This window comes from Mesorhizobium sp. M0077 (assembly GCF_040322955.1).
Classification (GTDB): Bacteria; Pseudomonadota; Alphaproteobacteria; order Rhizobiales; family Rhizobiaceae; genus Mesorhizobium.
The window spans coordinates 171,811-191,021 of sequence record NZ_JAMYUL010000008.1 but is presented as its reverse complement, the minus strand read 5'-3'; the positions used below and the strand labels follow the sequence as shown (position 1 = coordinate 191,021).

Genomic DNA, 19,211 nt, shown 5'->3' with positions numbered 1-19,211 from the left:
TCAGATGGCCACGCAGATTTCGAAGGCCGATTTCCGCGACGCCATGGCAAGGGTCTGCGCGCCGGTCAACATCGTCACGACAGATGGCCCGGCCGGGCGCGGCGGCTTCACCGCCACCGCCATGTGCAGTGTGTCGGACGAACCTCCGACACTGCTGGTGTGCATGAACGGCCGCTCGACGCAGGCGGCCATGTTTCTCGCCAACCGGCGCTTCTGCGTCAACGTGCTGACGCATGACCATATGCACCTGGCCGGCAAGTTCGCCGGCGCGACCAGGGACATGGAGGCACGCTATTCGGCGGCGCGCTGGCAAACGCTGACCTCGGGGACGCCAGCGCTGTCCGATGCGATCGTCAATTTCGATTGCGAGATCGAGGATGTGCACATCGTCGGCACGCATAATGTCATGATCGGCCGCGTTATCGACGTCAGGCACGGCAGCGGCGGCTCGGCCTTGCTCTATGTCGACCGCAATTACACGCAGCCGACGCGGCTTGGCAGCTTTGGCGGCTGAGCCGCAGCAATCAGCTCTCGCCGGCGATCAGGCTCTCCAGCAGATCGAGCAATTGCTCGAGCCTCTCATGTCCGAAGCGCTGTTCGATGTCGCGGTAGATGACGAGGCGTTCCGGCGACAAGGCATCGATCAGGGCGGAACCCGCCGGGGCGATCGTCAGCACGACACGGCGGCCATCGCCTTCCGCCTTGTTGCGGGTGATGAATTTTCGGCCCTCGAGCGTCTTGATGATGCGTGTCAGGCTGGGCGGCAGCACCGAAGCGCGATCGGCAAGTTCCGTCGCCTCGACAGGGCCGGCCTCGCTCAGAACGCGCAGCACGCGCCATTGCTGTTCGGTCACATCATGCGCCGCCAGCATTGGACGAAACCGCGCCATCACCACTTCGCGGGCATGGAGCAGCGCCATCGGCAGAGAACGACGGGTGTTTTCAGGCAGCAAGAAGCAGCGTCCCCAATGATGCGGGCGGTCGGCGGGACCGCACGCCAAAACCTGACCTTTCCATCCCGTATCGTCGCCTCAACTTGGATGCAAGGCTTGACTTCAGTGATGCTGCATGTAATTAACGCGTTAACTACAGCAGTGGAACAATACGGGGAGCGAGACGCGGTGCCTCACTTTTCCATCGAGTATTCGGCCAACCTCGATGCCAAGGTCGACATGAGCGAATTGTGCGCGCTGGTGTTGCGCACCGTGCTCGGCACCGGGCTGTTTGAAACCGGCGCGGTGCGGGTGCGGGCCTTCCGTGCGGAAGCCTATGCCATCGCCGACAGCCTGCCGGAAAACGCCTTTCTCGACATGTCGTTTCGCATTGGAACCGGCCGCAGTGCCGAGGACAAGAGACGAACCGGGGAGGCGGTCTTCTCCGCCGTGAGCGAATACCTCGCCCCCCTGTTCGAGACCCCGCATTTCGCTCTTTCCCTGGAGATCAGGGAAATCGATCCGGTCCTGAGCTGGAAGAAAAATGCAATCCACCCGCGACTGCGCGGCAAGTGACGGAAGCTGATATGTCCGACCTCGAAGGCAATCTGAAAAAGGCCGAGGCCTATCTGGCCCGTTTCAAGCGCGACGGCGTGCTGAACCAGATCGGCGGCGAAGCGGTGCCGGCGGTGGATGGCTCGACCTTCGAGGCCATGTCGCCGGTCGATCTCAAGCCGCTGGCCAAGGTCGCGCGTGGCAGCGCCACCGATATCGACCGCGCCGCCAAGGCGGCAAAGGCGGCGTTCCCGGCCTGGGCCGCCATGCCGGGCGACGGGCGCAAGAAGCTGCTGCACAAGATAGCCGATGCGATCGAAGCGCGCGCCGAGGAGATCGCCTTCGTCGAGTGCATGGACACCGGCCAGGCGCTGAAATTCATGGCCAAGGCCGCGCTGCGCGGCGCCGAGAATTTCCGCTTCTTCGCCGACCGCGCGCCGGAAGCGCGCGACGGCGAGACGCTGCGCACGACAGGCCAGGTCAACATCACCACGCGCGTGCCGATCGGCCCGGTCGGCATCATCACGCCGTGGAACACGCCGTTCATGCTGTCGACATGGAAGATCGCGCCGGCGCTGGCGGCAGGCTGCACCGTCGTCCACAAGCCGGCCGAATTTTCGCCGCTGACCGCTCGCCTGCTGGTCGAGATCGCCGAGGAGGCCGGCCTGCCGAAAGGCGTGTGGAACCTGGTCAACGGCCTCGGCGAGCACGCCGGCAAGGCGCTGACCGAGCACCCTGACATCAAGGCGATCGGTTTTGTCGGTGAGAGCCGCACCGGCTCGATGATCATGAAACAGGGCGCCGATACGCTGAAGCGCGTGCATTTCGAACTGGGCGGGAAGAACCCGGTGATCGTCTTCGCCGACGCCGATCTCGAACGTGCGGCGGATGCGGCCGTGTTCATGATCTACTCGCTCAACGGCGAACGCTGCACCTCATCGTCGCGGCTTCTGGTCGAAGCCTCGGTCTACGACACATTCACGGATCTGGTTGCGGAGAAGGCAAAGCGCATCAAGGTTGGCCATCCGCTCGATCCCAAAACGGTGGTTGGTCCGCTGATCCATCCGGTGCACGAGGAAAAGGTGCTTTCCTATATCGAGATCGGCAAATCGGAAGGCGCGGTGGTAGCCGCCGGCGGCGGCAAGTTCGCCGGTCCGGGCGGTGGCTGCTATGTCAGCCCGACGCTGTTTACCGGGGCCACCAACAGGATGCGCATTGCCCAGGAAGAGATTTTCGGGCCGGTGCTGACTGCCATTTCCTTCAAGGACGAGGCCGAAGCGCTGGCGCTGGCCAACGACACCCAATACGGCCTGACCGGCTATCTCTGGACGTCGGATGTTACCCGCGCCTTCCGCTTCACCGATGCGCTGGACGCCGGCATGATCTGGGTCAATTCGGAGAATGTGCGGCATTTGCCGACGCCGTTCGGCGGCGTCAAGAATTCCGGAATCGGCCGCGACGGCGGCGACCATTCCTTCGATTTCTACATGGAGACGAAGAACATCGCCTTCGCCACTTCAGCGCACACGATCCAGAAACTCGGCGGCTGACCGGAGGACATCGCATGCCACTGCCCAAACCAAACCTCTATCCCGCCTTCAACATCGTGCGCCTCAGCCATGTCGAACTGGCGGTCACCGACCTAGCGAAATCCCGCGCCTTCTATGTCGACACGCTTGGCCTGCAGGTTACCGACGAGGCATCGGACGCCATCTATCTAAGGGCCCTGGAAGAGCGCGGACACCACTGCATCGTGCTGAAGAAGGCCGGCAGCGCCGAAGCCCGCGATCTCGGCTTCAAGGTTTTTTCGGATGAGGATCTCGACAAGGCCGAGCACTTCTTCAAGGCAAAAGGCCTGCCGGTCGAGTGGGTCGAGCGACCGTACCAGTCGCGCACCTTCCGCACCCGCGACCCGCACGGCATTCCGCTCGAGTTCTTTGCCCAAATGGAAAGGCTGCCGCCGATTCATCAGAAATATGCGCTCTACAAGGGCGTGAAGCCGCTGCGCATCGACCACTTCAACTGCTTCTCGCCCAATGTCGACGAGTCCGTCGCCTTCTACAACGAGCTTGGCTTCCGCGTCACCGAATACACCGAGGATGCCAGTAGCGGAAAGCTGTGGGCGGCCTGGACGCACCGCAAGGGCGGCGTCCACGACATCGCCTTCACCAACGGTGTGGGTCCGCGCCTGCATCACGTCGCCTTCTGGGTGCCGACACCGCTCAACATCATCGACCTGCTCGATCTGATGGCGACGACGGGTTACCTCGCAAATATCGAGCGCGGCCCCGGCCGGCATGGCATTTCCAACGCCTTCTTCCTCTATGTCAGAGACCCGGACAATCACCGCATCGAGATCTACTGCTCGGACTACCAGACGGTCGATCCGGATCTGGAGCCGATCAAGTGGGACCTCAAGGACCCGCAGCGCCAGACGCTGTGGGGCGCGCCGGCGCCGAAAAGCTGGTTCGAGGAGGGCAGCACCTTTGCCGGCGCGGCCGCACGCCAACCGGATTTGACGGCGTCGCCGATCATCGCACCGTGACCACAGACGCGAACCTGACGGAGACCGGGATGACTGCACCTGGGCGGCTCGCCACCTTCACCGTCGGCGGCAAGACGCGCTATGGCGTGGTCACAGATAAGGGCGTCGTCGACCTGTCGGCGCGGCACAGCCAGTGGCCGACGCTGCGCGAAGTGATCGAGGCCGGCGTGCTACGGCGGCTGGCGGAAGAGGCCGAAGCCCACGCCGTCGATTTTCCAGTCGGCGCCATCGCTTATGAAATCCCTGTGCCGTCGCCGGAAAAGATCATCTGCGTCGGCGTCAACTACCCGGACCGCAACGAAGAGTACAAGGACGGCCAGGCCGCGCCTTCGAACCCGTCGCTGTTCATCCGCTTCCCCCGCTCCTTCGTCGGCCACAACGCGCCGCTGGTGCGGCCGCCGGAATCGCCGCAGCTGGACTATGAGGGCGAGATCGTCATCGTCATCGGCAAGGGTGGACGACGCATCGCCGAGAGGGATGCGCTTGACCATATCGCGGCACTATCCCTGTGCAACGAAGGCACCATTCGCGATTGGGTACGGCACGCCAAGTTCAACGTCACGCAGGGCAAGAATTTCGACCGCACCGGCTCGCTCGGTCCGTGGCTGGTGCCGTTCACCGACGAGGCGCAGATTGCCGACATCGCGCTGACCACCCGCGTCAATGGCGAATTGCGCCAGCAGGACCGCACCAGCCGGATGATCTTCTCGTTCCGCAAGATCATCGCCTATGTCTCCACCTTCACCACGCTGGTGCCAGGCGATATCATCGTCACCGGTACGCCGACCGGCGCCGGCGCCCGCTTCGACCCGCCGATCTGGCTGAAGCCGGGCGACGTGATCGAAGTCGAAGCCGACGGCATCGGCGTGCTCCGCAACGGCGTCGTCGACGAGGCAGCATCGTGACCCCCGAGCAAGTTGAAGATGCCGCGGCAAGGCTGTTCGAAGCCGAGCGTTCGCGCCGCCAGATCCGTCTGCTCAGCCTCGATTTTCCCGACGCGACGATGGAGGATGCCTATCGCGTCCAGGCAGCGCTGGTGAAACGCAAGACCGATGCCGGGCTGACCCCGAAGGGCTGGAAGATCGGCCTGACATCGAAGGCGATGCAATATGCGCTCGCCATCGACACGCCGGATTCGGGCGTGCTGTTCGACGACATGTTCTTCAACGACGGCGCGACGATACCCGTCGGCCGCTTCATCCAGCCGCGCGTCGAGGCCGAGATAGCCTTCGTCATGAAGGCGCCGCTGAGGGGCCCAGGCGTGACCATCTTCGACGTGCTCAACGCCACCGATTATATCACGCCGGCGCTCGAAATCCTCGACACGCGCATCGAACGCGTCAATGCCGAGACAAAGAAGGCGCGCACTTTCTTCGATACGATTTCCGACAACGCCGCCAATGCCGGCATTGTCATCGGCGGCCGGCCGCAACGACCCGATGAAGCCGATATGCGCTGGATCGGCGCCATCGTCTCGCGCAATGCGGAGGTCGAGGAGACCGGGCTTGGCGCCGGCGTGCTCAACCATCCGGCGATGGGCATTGCCTGGCTGGCGGACAGGCTCGCCCGCTACGGCATGTCCATCGCGGCCGGCGAGGTGGTGCTGTCCGGATCGTTTGTGCGCCCGGTCGAGGCGCGGCCCGGCGATACCATCGTCGCCGACTTCGGCAGCTCGGGAACGGTCAGCATCCATTTCGCCAAGAGCTGACGGCTCTCATCGGCTCGTCAGTTGGGCTGTTCGCCGCGCAGGTAGTCAATCGCCACATCGGCTGCGATGGTCGACATCCGCAAGCCGACATCCCTGGTGATGTCGCCTTCGACGCGGCTTTGCACCCAGCCAAGAAAGGCGAAGGCACGCAACGCGGCGAATAGAGGCAATGCGGCGATGTCCTGCGGGATCAGCGCACGCTCTTGCTGGTAGCCGTCAAGCAAAGCGGTTTCGATCAGCGGGTAGATCGCCTCCTCGCGGTTCTGATAGAGGGCGACGGCAAGGTCGTACATGTGCCAGCCATGGCCGCAATCGTCGAAATCGATGATGCGCACCGCGCTGTCATGGATGAGCACATTTTCGCGCACCAGATCGGCGTGGATGATGCCGAAATTGCGCGCGCTGCGCTCATGTTCCGACAGCGCCTTCACTGCCTTGTCGCGCGCCTGCAAGACCAGCGCGCGGCGAGGACCATCGAGAAAGGGCGAGGTCTCGAACCGGCCCCAGACCGGGTTCGCACCGAAGAAGCCGTCGAAGTCCCAGGCATGGCGGGCGAAGCCCGCGGGCGGCGCCCACGAGGCAGTGACATTGTGCATATGGGCGATGGTCCGCCCGATCGCCGTGAAGATCTGGATCGACTGGTCGGCCGTGTAGGCCAGTGGCACGCCGCGTGCGCCCACGGCGCGGCCCTCCAGCCAGCTCAGGCAATCGGCCTGCCGGGGCTGCGCCGAGGTGGCCGTGCTGACAAGTACGAACGGATCGCCGGCCTGTGTTGCGACGCAAGACGGCGTGGCGACGCCGGCGGATTGCAGGAAGCCCATCCATTGCAGTTCCGAACGCAGCGCGGCGTCCGTGTGGTAGCCGAGCCGGTGGATGCGCATGGCTGCCGGCTGGCCATCCGGCAGCCGCACGCGGAAGACGGCGTTCTCGCGGTGCTTCAGAAGTTCCGGCTCAGAGTTGCGGACGCCCCAATGTTCGAGCGCACGCCTGGCGAGCTCCGTGACATCGGCTGCCGTTTCGGGCTCGGATTGGGTGGAAACAGAATTCACGCCGGCACTCCGCCGACTTCGCCCAGCACCTCGTCCAGCAGGCCGATCAGGAAGTCGGCATTGTCACGCGAGAACGGCATGGGCGGGCGGATCTTGAGCACATTGCCGTGGATGCCGGTCTTGCCCATCAGCACGCCGCGATGGCGCATGCGATTGGCGACCTGCTCGGCAATGTCGGGCGCCGGTTCGCGCGTGTCGCGGTCGTGGACCAGCTCGGCGCCGAAGAACAGTCCGGCGCCCCTGACCTCGCCGATGCACTCATGCCGATCGGCCAGCGGGCGCAGCAGGCCAAGCGCATAAGCGCCGACGTCTTGCGCGTTGGCGACAAGGTTTTCCTGTTCGATGACGTCGAGGACGGCATTGGCGACCGCGCAGGAGACCGGGTTGCCGCCGAAGGTGTTGAAGTAGCGGAAAGCGTCGCGGAAGGTCGCCAGTATCTCCTTGGTGGTGACCACGGCCGCGATCGGATGGCCATTGCCCATCGGCTTGCCCATGGTGACGATGTCGGGGACGAAGCCGGCGCGCTGATGGCCCCAGAAATGGCTGCCGGTGCGGCCGAAGCCGGGCTGCACTTCGTCGGCGATGACCAGACCACCGGCTTCGCGCACGGCCCCCAAGGCGTCGTCGAAAAAACCGGTGGGCAGAGCCGGGAAACCTTCATTGGCGAGCAGCGGACACAAGATGATGCCAGACAGGCCAATGCCGTCCTGTGCCAGCGAAGCGATCGCTTGACGCACGGCGTCGCCGAAGGCCTTGCCATTGGCCATCGCATCGGGATGGCGATAGCTGTCGGGGGCCGGCACCAGCCTGACATGGGGGGCGCGGCCGCGGATCGGAGGCATGCGCGTGCTGAGCTGCGAAACCGCCGCCGTGTTGCCATGATAGGTGGCGTCGGTGGCGATGATGCCCATATTGCCGGAGGCGGCCTGCGCCATGCGCAGCGCTATGTCGTTGGCCTCGCTGCCGGTACAGGTCAGGATTGCGGTGGCGAGGCTTGCATCGAAGGTCGCCGTCAGCCGCTCGACATAGTCGAGAATTGCGGTGTGCAGATAGCGTGTGTGGGTGTTGAGCAGGCTTGCCTGACGGCACAAGGCCTCGACCACATGCGGGTGGCAATGGCCGACATGGGCGACGTTGTTGTAGGCATCGAGATACTTGCGGCCGTCGGCATCGTAGAGCCAGACGCCTTCGCCGCGCACCAGGTGCACGGGCTCGTCGTAGAACAATTGCGATTTCGCGCCGAGCAGGCGGGCACGCCGCTTGACGAGCGCTTCCTCGCTCGGGTTCTTCTCAGATTGGGTCATTGCGTACCAAACTCCATTGCGTCAGCGGGTCCATCAGGCCCTCGACAGACCTGCATCGATGGCCTCGCCGATCTTTGCCACGTCGGCGGCGCCGATGATCAGCGGCGGCGACAGGATGATGTTGTTGCCGGACACGCGCAGCATGACGCCGGCGTCATAAGTGGCTTCCGAAACCACGGCCATGGTCTTCTTGTCCACCGGCTTTTTCGTCGTGCGATCGGAGACCAGCTCTAGCGCAGCCATCAGGCCCTTGTACCTGATGTCGCCGACGATCGCGTGCTTGGCTTTTAGCCCCTCCAGCATCGCCGCCAGCTCGATGCCGCGCGCGGCTGCGTTCTCGTCCAGGCGAAGCCGTTTGGTCTCGACAAGTGCAGCCAGCCCTGCCGCGCAGCCGACAGGATGGCCGGAATAGGTATAGCCATGACCGATCGCCCCGAAGCTGGTCTTGTCGGCCTCGAAGACGTCGGCGACCTTGGCGCCGATCAAGGTGGCGCCGAGCGGGAAATAGCCCGAGGTGATCGCCTTGGCGATGGTCATGAAATCCGGCTTCACGCCGGATAGCCGCGAACCCGACCAGGCGCCGGTGCGACCGAAGCCCGTGACCACCTCGTCGGCGATCAGCAGGATTTCGTGGCGGTCGCATATCTCGCGCACCAGCGGCATGAAGCTGTCATGCGGAACGATGACGCCGCCGGCGCCGAGAACCGGCTCCATGATGAAGGCGGCAATAGTGTCGCCGCCCTGGAAGGCGATCTCATCCTCCAGCGCTTTGGCGCACAGTTTGGCCAGCCGCGCCGGATCGGTCTCATCGAACGGATTGCGGAAGGTCCAGGGTGCGGGAATGTGGAAGACGCCGGGCATAAGCGGCTCATAGTTGCGGCGGAAATTGGCGTTGCCGTTGACTGACGCGCCACCGAAATGGGTGCCGTGATAGCCCTTCTTCAGCGCGAGGAATTTTGTCCGGTCGCCCTGGCCGCGGATCTTCCAGTATTGGCGGGCGAGCCGCAGTGCGGTTTCGACCGAATCCGAGCCGCCCGAGGTGAAGAAGGTCCGCACCATGCCTTCCGGTTCGAACCATTCGCTGAGTTCGTAAGCGAGCTCGATCGACGGGCCGGTCGACGTGCCGCGAAACCCGGAATAGTAGGGCAGGGCGCTGAGCTGGTCGGCGATGGCCTTCTTGATCGGGTCGCAGGAGTAGCCGAGATTGACGTTCCACAGTCCGCCAACCGCATCGAGCACGGTGTTGCCGTCGATGTCTGTGACCATCACGCCTTCGCCTTTCATGATCACCTTTGGCGGGTTGGCCCGCATCTCGGCCGGGTGTGCCATCGGATGCCAGATCGGCTTGGCGTTTTTCTCGGTGAGGAAATTGATGTCGCGCATCGCAAGGCTCCGCAAATGTCTCAGGAGATGAGGTCGAAATGGCCGAGGGCCTCGGCATAGGAAAGTGCCGGCCGCGCGACGTCGAAATGAACGGTGCGCATGCCGGCGGCACGGCCGCCATCGACATTGCGCTGCTGGTCGTCAACGAACACACAGGCGCCGGCAGGCAGGCCAAGCGCCTCGGTCACCAAGGCATAGGCGCGCGGATCGGGCTTGAGGATGCCGGTATAAGTGGCGTCGACGATGGTGTCGAACAGCTCGAGCAGCGGCAGCCGCTGACGGAAGCCGGCGCCATAGAACAGATCTAGCTCGTTGGACACGATCGCCAGGCGAAATCCCGCCGCATGCACGGTCCGGATTGCGCGGACGGCTTCGGGCCGCACGATCTTTTCCGGCTCGGCTCCGCGTGCGCGCTGGACGAATGTCTCCATTGCCTCCCAGTCCTCGCCGACGAGCCGGCCGACTTCGCTGGTGCGGGTGCGCCAATAATCGCGCTCGCTGATGTCGTTGGCCTGCATGGAGCGCCACAGCGGATCTGAATCCGGGTCGAACGGCCCGTACCATTGCAGCGTTCCCGGCGCGAGGCCGAGCGCCTGTTCGGTCAAGGCATGGGTCTCGAAAAGGGTCCGGGTGACGACGCCGCCGAAATCGAGGACGAGCGCCTGGGCAGGAACAGCGCTCACGCAGCCACTCCCTTGGCCGGCATGCCGCGCGGGATGATGCCTTCCTCGACCCAGCGGTCGAAGATTTCGAGCGCCTTGCCGACGAACTCGTCGCTGTTGATGTGGGCGTCGATCTCGTGGAACTCGACGCCGGCGGGAATGGCCTTGCGCATCTCATCGGTGAACGCCGCGAGGGCTTCGGGTTCGTACAGCGGCTCGCCCTGCGCATCCCATTCCTGGATGCCGCCGGAGGGCAGGATGAAAGCGGAGCGCCCCTTCGACGCACCGAGCTTGGCGGCGACGGTCCTGGCGACTTCACGGCGGTCGGCGGCATCGACGGTAATCGAGCCGATCAACCTGTTATGAGCATGGAATGGCCGCTGCGCGAACTTTGTCGGCAGCGCCTGCCAGGTCGGCAAATCGACCATGTCTACGGCGCCAGGGGCTGCGATCTGCGGAATGCCGCGGGCGCCGGCATTCTCGAGCCGGTCGGCGCCGGAGCTGACGACCGAGCCGGCAAGATGATTGGTGATCTCCTGCAGGCTGAAGTCGAACACCGCGCAGAAATGGTCCTGGCTGGCGATCGATTCGAAGGCCCGGCCGCCCATCCCGGTGGTGTGAAAGACCGCGACATCATAGCCGCGCTGCTCCAACGCCGGCTTCAGCGTCTTCATATAGCGCAGGCAACTGCTGCCCAGCGAAGTCATGCCGATGGTCGGTCCGACCGCCGGGGCCGAAGCACGGGATGCAAGCACGATCCTCGCCGCACCGACGACCGCGCCGCAGGCCTGGGAAAGGACCAGCTTGCAGATGGTGTTGAGGCCGTAGAGCCCGCCTGCCCACAGGATCATCATCAGGTCGGGCGCGACACGCTCGGGCGGAATGAGGTGCGAGTAGGCGATGGTCGAGACGACGAATTTCGGCACGCCGAGCGGCAGGCACAGCGCGACATCGAGCGCCAAATCGGTTCCCATCGAACCACCGATGGCGATGAAGGCGTCGATCTCGCCGCGCTGGTGAAGCTGGCGCACCAGCTGAACGGCGCCGACGGCCATCAATGTCATGGCGGTGTTTTCATCGCCGCTCGAGACGATTTCGGCCATCGTCACGCCAGCGGCCCGCGCAACGGCATGCTTGTCGTGATCGGGACTATAGGCGGGGTCGCCCAGCACGCTGACATCCATCATCACGGCGCGGCCACTGGATGCCTCGATACACGCTTTCATGAACAGCAGTTCGTCGGTCTTGGTATCGCCCGTGCCGATGACCAGGATGCGGGGCGTCGCCATATCTGCAGACATCAGGCCTGCCTCCTCAGGGTTTGCAGGTTTTCGCCATTGAGGCGCATCGAAATCTCCCGTGCTGCGGTCACAACCGCAAGCCCTCGTTCCACGATCGTAGCCGGTGTCGTCCTGGCCTTCGGGGCTGCCACCGCAATTGTCCCCAGCGCAAGACCATCGGCGGCGCGGATTGCAGCCGCGACGCCGATCACGCCGTCCTCATGGCCCTGGTCGCAGATCGAATAGCCGCGGTCGCGCGCCTCGCCGATCGACTTTGAAATGGCGGCCGGCTCGACGAGGGTATGATCGGTGAAGGCCTCAAGCGAACCTGTCAGGCATGCTTTCACCGTCGCGTTGTCGGCGAAGGCCAGATAGGCGATGCCGGAGGCGGTGGAATGCAGCGGCAGAAGCTGGCCGATATCGATGTTCACCCTGTTTGCCCAGCTTGAATGCTCGACATGGACGGTGATCAGTCTGTCGACGCCGAATTCCGACAGATGCACCGTCTCGGTTGTCGAACCCGCCAAATCCTGCGCCACGGGAATTGCCGTTTGCAGGAACGGGAAGCAGGCTTCGCGGATACGCGCCAGCCGCGACAGGCCGGCGCCGAGGCGATAGTGCCGCGTGCCGGCATCCTGCTCGACGAAGCCATGGCCGCCCAGCGCCATCAGCAGCCGCCGCGTCGTCGCCTCGTCCAAGGCGCACCGCCGCGCGAGATCGGAAAGTCCGAACTCGGGCTCGTCCGCCGTGAACAGCTCCAGAAGTGAAATCGCCTTGCCGACCGTACCCATCCAGCCTCCCGCTCGGATAGAAACTTAATGTGTGAATTAACTTGACAGGCATCCGCATTCTTTGCAAGTCTATATTCAAAATAAGGGTTCAAATAATGAACCGATGGCATTTTAGGGAACAGGCCGAGCGGCCGCGAACCCAGGGGTTCGTAAGACTGGAGGGACAAATGTCAGCAGTTTCGGAACTGGCGCCCGCCAACAGGCTGCGCAAGAACAGTCTTGGCGTCGGCGCTATCACCTTCATGGTGATTTCGGCGGCGGCGCCGCTCACCGCGGTCGCCGGCGGCACGCCGCTCGGCATGCTTATGGGCAATGGGGCGGGCTTTGCCGGAACCTATCTTATCGTGACCGTGTTGCTGCTGCTGTTTGCGGTCGGCTACGTCGCCATGTCGCGCCATGTCGGCAATGCCGGCGCCTTCTATGCCTATGCCGCGCGCGGGCTCGGCGGTTTTGCCGGCGGCGCAACCGCAATCATCGCGATCCTGTCCTACAACGCCATGCAGATCGGGGTCATGGGCCTGCTGGGGGCCGCGACCGCCGGCCTGTTCGCCGGCTGGGGCATCGACCTGCCCTGGTGGGTGTGGAGCTTCATCGCCGTCGCCATCGTCGCGGTGTTGGGCTACCGCCAGGTCGACCTCTCGGCCAAGATCCTGACGGTGCTGGTGCTGTGCGAATACATCGTGGTGCTGGTGTTAGACCTCGCCATCCTCAAGACCGGTGGCGACAGCGGCCTCTCGGCGGCGCCGTTCAGCTGGACCCAGATCGTCAGCGGCTCGCCCGCCATCGCCATCCTGTTCTGTTTCGCCGCCTTCATCGGTTTCGAGGCGACGACGATCTACGCCGAGGAAGCCCGCGACCCCAAGGTGACCATTCCGCGCGCCACCTATTTCTCCGTGCTGCTGATCGGCGTCTTCTACATGGTCACGGCCTGGCTGATGGCGGTCGGCGCCGGCGTCGACAAATTGTTGCCGGCACTGCAGGCGCTTCAGGATCCGACGACTTTCCTGTTCGGCCTGTCCGACCGCTACGCCGGAACCATGCTGTCGCACGCCATGGGCATCCTGTTCGTGTCGAGCCTGTTTGCCGGCGTGCTGGCGTTCCACAACGCGGTTGCCCGCTACATCTACGTCTCGGGCCGCGAGAAGCTGTTGCCTGAAGCGATCGGCGTGACGCATTCAGTGCACCAGAGCCCGCATGTCGCTTCCGTCATCCAGAGCGTGTTGGCAGCGATCGTCATCGGACTGTTCGCGATACTCGGCCTCGATCCGGTTCTGGCGCTGTTTTCCTGGCTGACCAATGTCGCGACGCTGGGAGTCATCGTCATGATGGCGGTGGCCTCGCTCGCCGTGGTGATGTACTTCCGCGCCAACCCGTCGACGCAGGAGAATGCGCTGAAGACCACCATCCTGCCTGGGCTGGCCTTCATCGCTTTCGTCGTCATCATCTACCTGATCGTCATTAATTTCGGTGGCCTGTCCGGGGCCGGTGGCTTCCTTGGCGTGTTGCTGCCGGGGCTGGTGCTGATTGCCGCGGTGGTCGGCCTGCTGCTTGCCGGTGCGTTGAAGAGCCGGGATCCGGTTGCCTTCGAAAATCTCGGCGTGCCGCTGAAGGACTAGGACAAAGGACAAGGGGGTAGCGCGTTCGGCGCCGCCCCTTTCCATCGCAAGGGAGTAACGGCGTTGAGCTTTGCCGAGAGCATCACCGTTGAGGCGCTGGAAGCCGATCCGTATCCGATCTATGCGGAACTGCGGCGCAGTGCGCCTGTCGCTTTCGTGCCGGCGGTCAATCTCTGGTTCGTCACCCGCTGGAAGGACGTCGAGACCGTCGCAAAGTCACCCGACATCTTCTCCGCCGTCGTCGGTACGTCTCCGGTCGAACGCTCGTTCGGCAAGCCGACCATCCTGACCACCGACGGCGAAACGCATAGACAGCTGCGCCAAGGCGTCGATCCGAAATACCGGCCGCGCACCGTCGCCGCCTATGCCGGCGATCTCGTACGGTCGATTGCCGAACCTTTTCTCGACCGGATCGCCGAACAAGGCTCCGCCGAGCTGATGGCGGATTATTTCGAGCCGGTGTCGACGCTCAGCCTGGCGCGCTCGCTTGGCCTTGCCGACATCGACATACCGACGCTGCGCCGCTGGTTCTATGGCCTTGCGCAGGGCGCCATCAATTTCGAGAACGACCCGAAGCGGCAAGAGATCGCCGACGCGATCAGCGCCGAGGTCGGCGCAGCCATCCGGCCGACTCTGGATACACTTGCGCGCGCACCCGACGACTCGGCGCTATCGCATATGCTGCATGACGGCATGCCGGAAGGCACGACGCGGCCGATCGATTCCTTGATGCCAAGCATCAAGGTCATCCTGCTTGGCGGCATGCAGGAGCCCGGACATGGTGCCGGTTCGATCCTCGCCGGCCTGCTTGCGCATCCCGAACAAGTGCGGCAGGTGCTCGCCGATCCCGAGACCTTTGTGCCCAGGGCTGTCGATGAAGGCTTGCGCTGGGTGGCGCCGATCGGCACCCAGACGCGGCAGACGACGCGGGCGGTCGAGCTTGGCGGCGTAACGATCCCTGCCGGCGCCGCGGTCGCTGCACTTGTCTCCTCGGCAAGCCGCGACGAGAGCCGCTTTGCCGATCCAGACCGCTTCGACATCAACCGCAGGGAAGGCAATCATGCCGCCTTCGGCTTTGGTCATCATTTCTGTTCGGGCCGGTTTTTCGCGCGCGAGCAGATGTGCCTTGCGTTAAGGCTGCTGCTCCTGCGCTTCCCCGATCTCAGCCTGGTGCCAGGCAAGGTGCCGGTGTTTCGCGGCTGGGAATTCCGCGCGCCAACCACGTTGTATGTTTCCCTGGGAGTCCGCCACCAATGATCAGCCAGAATGCCATCGACGCGCTGCGCAAGACGGAGATCGGCGAGCGGGGCTTGTTTATCGACGGCGTACAGGCCGCAGCGACGAGCGGCGCGACGCTGGCGGTGATTTCGCCGATCGACGGCCGCCCTTTTGCCAGCATCGCCGACGGCAATGCCGCCGACATTGATCGCGCGGTGCGATCGGCGCGAAAAGCATTCGAGAAGGGTTCATGGTCGCGCGCCGCCCCTGCCTTTCGCAAGAAGGTGCTGACGAAATTTGCCGAGCTGATCGAAGAAGATGTCGACGAGCTGGTCGTGCTTGGCGTGCGCGACAACGGCACCGAGATCGGCATGGCCTACAAGGCCGAGCCACTGTCGGCGGCCGGCACCATCCGCTACTACGCCGAGGCGATCGACAAGGTCTATGGCGAGATCGCGCCGACGGCCGACAATGTGCTCGGGCTGATCCACAGGGAGCCACTCGGTGTCGTCGGCGTGATCGTGCCGTGGAACTTCCCGCTGATGATCGGCGCCTGGAAGATTGCGCCCGCACTGGCCACCGGCAACAGCGTCGTCGTCAAGCCGCCGGAGATCGCGTCGCTGACCTTGCTGCGGCTGGCCGAACTCGCAAGCGAGGCTGGACTTCCCGAAGGCGTGTTCAACGTCGTTACCGGTCATGGTGCTGTCGCCGGCGAAGCGCTTGGCCTCCATATGGATGTCGACGCCATCGCCTTTACCGGATCGGGGCCGGTCGGCCGGCGGCTGCTCGAATACTCCGCCCGTTCCAATTTGAAGCGGGTCTTCCTCGAGCTTGGCGGCAAGTCGCCCAACATCGTCTTTGCCGACGCTCCGGACCTGAAGCAGGCGGCGGTCGTCTCGGCCAACGGCATCTTTCGCAATTCAGGCCAGGTCTGCGTGGCGGGCTCGCGTCTGCTCGTCCAGTCGTCGGTCTATGATCTTTTCATGGACGAACTTGTCTCGGCAACCACGCGGCTCAAGGTCGGCGACCCGCTCGATCTCGCCAGCGATATCGGTGCGGTATCGAGCGCCGAACAGCTGGACAAGAATCTCGGCTTCGTCGCCATGGCGCAAGCCGAAGGCGCCCGTCTCGTCGCCGGTGGCGAACGGATACTGACCGAGACTGGCGGCAGCTACATGGCGCCGACGATCTTCGAGAACGTGACGCAAGAGATGCAGTTGGCGCGCGAGGAGGTGTTCGGACCGGTGCTCGGCGTGATGCGCTTCGGGACCGAGGAGGAGGCGGTGCATCTCGCCAACTCCACTGTCTACGGACTTGCCTCGGCGGTGTGGACCGCCAATCTTTCCACGGCCCATCGCATGGTGCGCGCCATCAACGCCGGTGTCGTCCACGTCAACACCTATGGCGGAGCCGATATCACCGTGCCGCTTGGCGGCGTCAAACAGTCCGGTTTCGGCCGTGACAAGTCGCTGCATGCGCTGGAGAAATTTGTCGACCTCAAGACCGCCTGGATTGCGCTCTGAGCCTCGCGGAAAGGCCAGCATATCTGCTCTTTTCGTCAAGCTTGGCCTCAGAAACGCCACGCTGGTGCTGGTTGGCGGCGATCGCGTCACCGCTATCGGCAGTTCCGACTAGCGTGGTGTCGTGGGTCCTGGTTTTGCGCGGAAAGCCGTGTTGCGGCCGGCCGGTATCACGGCGTCCTACTCCGTTGTGCTCGCTTTTTTTCTGCGCCGATTGGTGTGCGACTGGGCGACGGCCATTCGTAATTCGGGTGTGATCTCCAAAGGCGCATTCTCTGTCCCATGCGGGTCTTGCAGCCCCTGGACGTGGACGGTCGGGAATGGGAGTTCGATGCCCTGCTCCTTGAAGGCCTGGCGGAGGCGCAAAAAGAACCTGCCTTTCATGCTGAAGGCGCCTCCAGGTCTGGTCGTAACCTTGACCCTCAAGACGATGCCGTACTCGCCGAACTCCTGCACGCCCTGCATCTTGATCGGTTCGATCACCCAGTGTTTGAACTCCGGATCTTCGGCCAGTTCCAGGCCAATTCGCTTGATCAGTTTGCGAGCAAAGTCGATATCGGTGTCATAGCCAACGGTGATGTTGAATTTGTCGGTGACCCAGTCACGGCTCTGGTTCTGCACGGCGCCGAGTTCACCGAAAGGTATCGTGAACAGCGGACCACGATGGTGGCGCAGCTTCACCGAGCGCAGCGAAAAGCTCTCCACCGTACCCCTGTAGCTGCCCGATGAAATGTATTCGCCGACACGGAAAGCATCGTCGAGCAGATAAAACACGCCAGAGATCACGTCCTTGACGATGGTTTGCGCGCCAAAACCCACGGCGACGCCGACGACGCCGGCGCCGGCGATCAGCGGGCCGATCTGGATTCCGATCGAAGCGAGCATCATCAGCACCGCCATCACGATGATCACCGCGAGCAGAATGTTCTGAATGATCGGCAACAGCGTGTGCAGCCGCGCCTGATGCGGATCGAGGGTGAGGATGTCCTCCTCGCCCATCACGGCTTGCGGTATCGCGACGCCCAGCTTTCGTTCGATCAAGGCTTTGATGATCGACCAGCCGAAATCGGCAGCAAGGGCAATGACCACGACGTTGATCAAGCCGCGCAATATGAGCATGGTGGTCGTATCGCTGCCGCGCATGGATTGCATGTCCAGGCCCAGTACGCGTGCGAGAAGGTAAGCCGCCGCGAGGATGAAAATCATCCGGATACCGCGATCGATGACAGCGATCGTTACCGCCGGGATCGTCGGCCGGCCCGCATCTTCCGAACCGGGCCGCAGGACGAAATTAACCCCGCGCTCTGTCAGCACAATTGCCAAAGGCAGGAAGAATGCGGTGAATGTAAACCAGAAGAATGTGTAGAGGCCGGCAATGCGTTCGAGGAACAGAACGACGAAATAAGCCGTCAACAACCATGTCACTGCCGTGTGACCGCTGTGGCGCGCGCCGTCTCGCTCCGTTCTTGGCCGACGCCAAATGGCCAGCAGGAAGAGCAACAGCAATATGAAATCGGCGCCGACGGACAGGACCATCATTCCGTCCTGGTCTATGCCGAGACCCGGCAAGAGGACAAACGCGGCGGCGAAGAAGGCGAAAACGCCGACGATCCGGGGCAGCCAATAAGCCCAATGGTCAGCAGCTCCGTCGGTGATCGGCAGGGCACGAACCTCGATGGCGTGCTCGACCTCCATGAAAGAAGGGACGAGTGTGGCCATCACGTATAGGCGCACAGCCCACGTAAAGACCGCAGCCATCAGAAATGTCAGCACAATCTCGCGGATGAGCGCTGGCCAGTCGAACAGCATGAACGCACCGGCGCTGCCCAGCGCGAACGAGCCGATCATCATGCTGGAATAAAGCGTGCGGCCGCCGATCTTCTTGGCCCGCCCGATGGGCGTATCTCTGGGTTGCGCGATGATCCAAAGACGAAATGGACGGGTGAGCTTGTATATTGCCCAGGTGAGCGCCAGGCCGGCAGCGATAAAGATCGCAATCAGCACCAATATGCTGACGGGGCCCTTGCTGGACATATCGTCCATGGTATTGGCCCGGACGCGCGCGAACTGGTCCGGCAGCGAAGGCAAGGTTCGCACGATCTTTTCGATGTGATGCTTGATCCGATCGAGCGTCGAGGATGCCATAGTATTCATCTGGCCCGGTGCGGCCACGGCGTCGGCCGGCGGAGCGCTAGTCTCGGCAGGCGCTTCCGTCGATCCTGCGCCCTGATTTCGTTGCTCGGCCACCCAGGCCTTCACCGACGGATCGTCGAGAAGCTCGAACAGCTGTTTGACCTTGTCGGGCGTGACGGCGGCCGGTGCCTGGGCCTGTGCCGGACCAGCCAACAGGAGGGCGATGCCAAGGACGAGCGGCCCGGCTATCAGGACGAACATCGCCGTCAGGTTCCCGGGACGCCGTGCTGGGCGCGCCGGCTCCCTGGCCCCCAATCGTCGTTTCATGAGCAGCATCGTGCGGTAACCTTCCGGTCAGATCGGCGAGCAAGGACAGCTATGTCCGTCGTTGCCCCCACCTTTAACAAGCCGATGTTGCGGTGCAAGTCTCATCGCACCTAGACCGTTGGGTAGGGCACCAGGCGACCAGCAAGGCTGTCATCACCAGTGCCAGCGTTGCGCTGCATTCCTTGTCC

The 19,211-nt window shown here is 63.6% G+C and carries 17 protein-coding genes; 9 read left to right on the top strand and 8 right to left on the bottom strand.

Features of this window, described 5'->3' with window-relative positions; genetic code table 11:
- Positions 1-4: 4 nt before the first annotated feature.
- Positions 5-514 (top strand): flavin reductase, encoded by a 510-nt coding sequence (locus NKJ57_RS17695; RefSeq protein ID WP_023667825.1) that lies wholly within the window; start codon positions 5-7, stop codon positions 512-514.
- A 10-nt stretch (positions 515-524) separates the two neighbouring features.
- Here NKJ57_RS17695 and hpaR read toward each other — a convergent pair whose 3' ends face one another.
- Complete coding sequence (gene hpaR / locus NKJ57_RS17690; protein ID WP_023704722.1) at positions 525-920, bottom strand: homoprotocatechuate degradation operon regulator HpaR; 396 nt, start codon at positions 918-920, stop codon at positions 525-527.
- A gap of 201 nt (positions 921-1,121) precedes the next feature.
- On the opposite strand from hpaR, the gene NKJ57_RS17685 reads away from it, so the two are divergent.
- From NKJ57_RS17685 to hpaH, 5 genes are read left to right on the top strand one after another with little or no spacing between them, the layout of a single operon-like run.
- Positions 1,122-1,508: a 5-carboxymethyl-2-hydroxymuconate Delta-isomerase gene (locus tag NKJ57_RS17685; protein ID WP_023695203.1), complete on the top strand. Its 387-nt coding sequence runs from the start codon at positions 1,122-1,124 to the stop codon at positions 1,506-1,508.
- A gap of 11 nt (positions 1,509-1,519) precedes the next feature.
- The gene (gene hpaE / locus NKJ57_RS17680; protein WP_027050175.1) at positions 1,520-3,037 is read left to right on the top strand and encodes a 5-carboxymethyl-2-hydroxymuconate semialdehyde dehydrogenase; all 1,518 of its coding nucleotides are present in this window, start codon (positions 1,520-1,522) and stop codon (positions 3,035-3,037) included.
- Positions 3,038-3,051: 14 nt separating this feature from the next.
- Positions 3,052-4,032 (top strand): 3,4-dihydroxyphenylacetate 2,3-dioxygenase, encoded by a 981-nt coding sequence (gene hpaD / locus NKJ57_RS17675; RefSeq protein WP_027050174.1) that lies wholly within the window; start codon positions 3,052-3,054, stop codon positions 4,030-4,032.
- 29 nt (positions 4,033-4,061) lie between these two features.
- Positions 4,062-4,937, top strand: coding sequence for a fumarylacetoacetate hydrolase family protein (locus tag NKJ57_RS17670; protein ID WP_027050173.1), 876 nt, complete (start codon positions 4,062-4,064; stop codon positions 4,935-4,937).
- Positions 4,931-5,740, top strand: coding sequence for a 2-oxo-hept-4-ene-1,7-dioate hydratase (gene hpaH, locus NKJ57_RS17665; protein WP_023710038.1), 810 nt, complete (start codon positions 4,931-4,933; stop codon positions 5,738-5,740). The genes NKJ57_RS17670 and hpaH overlap by 7 nt, the downstream gene beginning before the upstream one ends.
- Before the next feature lie 17 nt (positions 5,741-5,757).
- Here hpaH and NKJ57_RS17660 read toward each other — a convergent pair whose 3' ends face one another.
- Genes NKJ57_RS17660 through NKJ57_RS17635 form a run of 6 tightly spaced genes read right to left on the bottom strand, consistent with a single transcriptional unit; the run spans position 5,758 to position 12,209 of the window.
- Positions 5,758-6,789 (bottom strand): phosphotransferase enzyme family protein, encoded by a 1,032-nt coding sequence (locus tag NKJ57_RS17660; RefSeq protein ID WP_352511454.1) that lies wholly within the window; start codon positions 6,787-6,789, stop codon positions 5,758-5,760.
- The gene (locus tag NKJ57_RS17655) at positions 6,786-8,093 is read right to left on the bottom strand and encodes an aminotransferase class III-fold pyridoxal phosphate-dependent enzyme (protein ID WP_023686940.1); all 1,308 of its coding nucleotides are present in this window, start codon (positions 8,091-8,093) and stop codon (positions 6,786-6,788) included. The genes NKJ57_RS17660 and NKJ57_RS17655 overlap by 4 nt, the downstream gene beginning before the upstream one ends.
- 33 nt (positions 8,094-8,126) lie before the next feature.
- On the bottom strand, positions 8,127-9,476 hold the full coding sequence (locus NKJ57_RS17650) for an aspartate aminotransferase family protein (protein WP_023745655.1): 1,350 nt from the start codon (positions 9,474-9,476) through the stop codon (positions 8,127-8,129).
- A 20-nt stretch (positions 9,477-9,496) separates the two neighbouring features.
- Positions 9,497-10,159: an HAD family hydrolase gene (locus NKJ57_RS17645; RefSeq protein WP_352511455.1), complete on the bottom strand. Its 663-nt coding sequence runs from the start codon at positions 10,157-10,159 to the stop codon at positions 9,497-9,499.
- On the bottom strand, positions 10,156-11,439 hold the full coding sequence (locus tag NKJ57_RS17640; RefSeq protein WP_352511456.1) for a Tm-1-like ATP-binding domain-containing protein: 1,284 nt from the start codon (positions 11,437-11,439) through the stop codon (positions 10,156-10,158). Before NKJ57_RS17640 ends, NKJ57_RS17645 begins: the two co-directional genes overlap by 4 nt.
- Complete coding sequence (locus tag NKJ57_RS17635; RefSeq protein ID WP_352511457.1) at positions 11,439-12,209, bottom strand: IclR family transcriptional regulator; 771 nt, start codon at positions 12,207-12,209, stop codon at positions 11,439-11,441. The genes NKJ57_RS17640 and NKJ57_RS17635 overlap by 1 nt, the downstream gene beginning before the upstream one ends.
- Before the next feature lie 167 nt (positions 12,210-12,376).
- Between NKJ57_RS17635 and NKJ57_RS17630 the strand changes: the two genes are divergently transcribed.
- From NKJ57_RS17630 to NKJ57_RS17620, 3 genes are all read left to right on the top strand, one after another.
- Positions 12,377-13,825 carry an APC family permease gene (locus NKJ57_RS17630; RefSeq protein ID WP_352511458.1) on the top strand — a complete coding sequence of 483 codons (1,449 nt, stop codon included), beginning with the start codon at positions 12,377-12,379 and terminating at the stop codon, positions 13,823-13,825.
- A gap of 63 nt (positions 13,826-13,888) precedes the next feature.
- Entirely contained in the window at positions 13,889-15,082 is a 1,194-nt protein-coding gene (locus tag NKJ57_RS17625; protein WP_352511460.1) for a cytochrome P450, read from the top strand.
- Positions 15,079-16,566: an aldehyde dehydrogenase gene (locus NKJ57_RS17620; protein WP_352511461.1), complete on the top strand. Its 1,488-nt coding sequence runs from the start codon at positions 15,079-15,081 to the stop codon at positions 16,564-16,566. The genes NKJ57_RS17625 and NKJ57_RS17620 overlap by 4 nt, the downstream gene beginning before the upstream one ends.
- 177 nt (positions 16,567-16,743) lie before the next feature.
- On the opposite strand, the gene NKJ57_RS17615 is transcribed toward NKJ57_RS17620, so the two are convergent.
- Complete coding sequence (locus NKJ57_RS17615) at positions 16,744-19,032, bottom strand: mechanosensitive ion channel family protein (protein ID WP_352511462.1); 2,289 nt, start codon at positions 19,030-19,032, stop codon at positions 16,744-16,746.
- Between the last annotated feature and the right edge of the window lie 179 nt (positions 19,033-19,211).